Here is a 2,355-nt window from a genome sequence, read left to right on the forward strand (position 1 = left end):
GTTTCCTGATCCGCGTCGTCAACAAGCTTAAGAGGATGTTCGTTTCCACAGGCGCGCCCCGTCCGGCCTCGCTGATGGGTGCCGGCTGACGGGACAATAAGGCTTCAAGGACGCTTCCCAGCGGCCACGACGAAGAGGGGCCGGGATCGACATCCCGGCCCCTCTTCTCGTTTCGGTATCATGGCTGGCCGATGCTCATGGCCTGCGCCGTCGCGCTTTGACCTCCACCATCAGCCGCCAGTCCTTCGCTGCTGCGGACCTGGCCTCGCCGAGCCAATGGAACGAGCCGTCCGTGATCCCGGTGAAGCTCCAGCGCGTCAGTTCGCCGGATTCGGTTGTGCCTTCCTGCACGATGTCGCTGCCGCGCGGACGGCCGATCTGCTGGCGGAACACGCAGCGCGCGGGATCGAACCAGCAGATACGCCACGCGGACAGGGCGGGATCATAGACTCGTAGCGTGGTGCCGTACCAGTTGCCGGCGATCGGAAACGCCGGCCCGCCTGCGGGCCGGGGGATGATCCAGACGTCCTGCACGGCGCGCCCTTCGAGCACCCAGCCGAAATGGATTTCGCCAGGGGCGGTGTGCTTCGTTCCGTCCACTCCATGGGCCGTGATCTCGGCGTCCCAGTCGCCGACGAAGCGGCCATAGAGCTGGAGTGCCTCGGCATGCTCGGGGTTGGCTGCGTCGGCGTGCAACAATCGGGCAAAATCGCTCATGCTGATCTCCTGTCGCGAGGAGATCAGCATGACCATCCGCCGGCCGGCTTGGAGAAAATTGCGCCTCAGACGCCGTCGAGGATGATCACGGTCGGCTTTGGCGGCAGCGCATCCCGCGACATCCGGAACGAGCGCTCGATGCGGCGGTCGATCTCGAACTGCTGGCCGATCCGCCGCATGAAGTCGTCGAGCGGGGTGGCGAAGCGGTGCATCGGCAGCACCACCGAGGCGCGCAGCCGCTTGGTGATCTCGGAGATGCCGTCGAGCGACATGGTATAAGTGCCGTCGATCGGCACCATCACGATGTCGAGCCGTCCGATCTGGGCAAAATGGCTGTCGTCCAGCTTGTGATGGAGGTGGCCAAGATGGCCGATGCAGAGGCCGGCGGCCTCGAAGATGAAGATGGAATTGCCGTCGCGGAGCATGTCGCTGCCGAGATCGTCGGAGAAATAGCGGCGGATGTCCGTCGTGACGTTGCGGATGATGGTGTCACTGATGCGCTGCGACACGATCGCCGGCTTGCCATCGTCGCTCCAGCCATGCAGCACGTGGGGGATTCGCTTGTCCGGATACAGGGAATAGTGCGTGCTGTGCGCCCGGTTCATGGTGACGACGTCGGGCAGCCGTCCCACCTGGTATGCGCCGCTATAATCCGTCGCGATGCGCAGGCCGCCGGGCGTGTCGATGAAATAGGTGGAATGGCCGGCATAGGTGATCTCGACCTCGGGCGAACCGGCCGCTTTCCGGTACGCGACGGACATGACCCGCGGCGCGGCATCGGCCATCGCCAGGCATTCGCTGCGCAGTGGCTGCTGCGCGAGGGCAGGGGCGAACATCCATCCGAGGCACGCCAGCGCTGTCAGCAAGAGTCGAGACATCAAGAACCGTCCGCCGCTCATGAACGACCTTTCGAGTGTATCGACGAATTGTCTCTGCGTCATGTGCCGCTAGCCAGCCGCGCCAATCCGCCGCTTGCCTCGACCAGTCTCACAGCCCTCTTGTCGAAAGAAACGAAGGTATCGCCTCCGAGCCAGTGACCCTCGTGGGCGATGACGCCATCGGCGAAATCACCTCCGGCATCGAGGAAGGCCAGTCCGGCCTCGGCTGCGGGCCGGTCGACAACCGTACTGGAGGCATTGATCAAGTGCCGGATCGAAGCCGCGATGTCGGCGGTCGAAGCCTTGTAGCCGCGAGAGAGAACCCAGGTCAGCTCACACAACGCCGGAATCGAAATAGCTATGAGGTCAGCCTTCTTGAGGATGGCTTCAGCCACCTTGCTCTGTTCGGCATGATCTCCGACCAGAACCCGCACCAGGACGTTGGTATCGGGCGTTATCTTCACCGCTTGCCGGCCCAGCCGTCAGCAATGACGTCGTTCATTTCCTCGATCGACAGCGCTCGACTGTTCGTTTTTCCTTTCAGGAACCCGAAGGTATCCGAGATCTTTCCGGCGGGCGGAGCGGCCTTCACCTCGACCCGTCCCCCGGGAAGCTTCTCTATCGAGATCTTGTCGCCCGGGTGGACACCGAGGTGTTCCAGAAGATCCTTCCGGAGCGTAACCTGCCCCTTTGCCGTGACCGTCAACGTACTCATCGGAGCCTCCACCCCTTGCTGCGACACAAGTAAGGCAATTTAGCC

The 2,355-nt window shown here is 63.2% G+C and carries 4 protein-coding genes and 1 pseudogene; 1 reads left to right on the forward strand and 4 read right to left on the reverse strand.

All coding sequences use genetic code 11. The features are described from left to right. Positions 1–89 (forward strand): annotated as a pseudogene (locus tag JHD07_RS10305) (cupin); the annotation flags it as partial. A gap of 106 nt (positions 90–195) precedes the next feature. Here the strand turns inward: JHD07_RS10305 and JHD07_RS10310 are convergent. The 4 genes from JHD07_RS10310 to JHD07_RS10325 form a co-directional block, all read right to left on the reverse strand. Beyond that, positions 196–717: a hypothetical protein gene (locus JHD07_RS10310; RefSeq protein ID WP_291621621.1), complete on the reverse strand. Its 522-nt coding sequence runs from the start codon at positions 715–717 to the stop codon at positions 196–198. A 65-nt stretch (positions 718–782) separates the two neighbouring features. After that, positions 783–1,595: an MBL fold metallo-hydrolase gene (locus JHD07_RS10315; protein ID WP_291621623.1), complete on the reverse strand. Its 813-nt coding sequence runs from the start codon at positions 1,593–1,595 to the stop codon at positions 783–785. A 59-nt stretch (positions 1,596–1,654) separates the two neighbouring features. Further along, positions 1,655–2,059 (reverse strand): type II toxin-antitoxin system VapC family toxin, encoded by a 405-nt coding sequence (locus JHD07_RS10320; RefSeq protein WP_291621625.1) that lies wholly within the window; start codon positions 2,057–2,059, stop codon positions 1,655–1,657. Next, the gene (locus JHD07_RS10325) at positions 2,056–2,310 is read right to left on the reverse strand and encodes an AbrB/MazE/SpoVT family DNA-binding domain-containing protein (RefSeq protein WP_291621628.1); all 255 of its coding nucleotides are present in this window, start codon (positions 2,308–2,310) and stop codon (positions 2,056–2,058) included. The genes JHD07_RS10320 and JHD07_RS10325 overlap by 4 nt, the downstream gene beginning before the upstream one ends. Positions 2,311–2,355: the final 45 nt, after the last annotated feature.

Origin of the sequence: Bradyrhizobium sp. (assembly GCF_016462955.1) — a bacterium.
Lineage (GTDB): Bacteria > Pseudomonadota > Alphaproteobacteria > Rhizobiales > Xanthobacteraceae > Bradyrhizobium.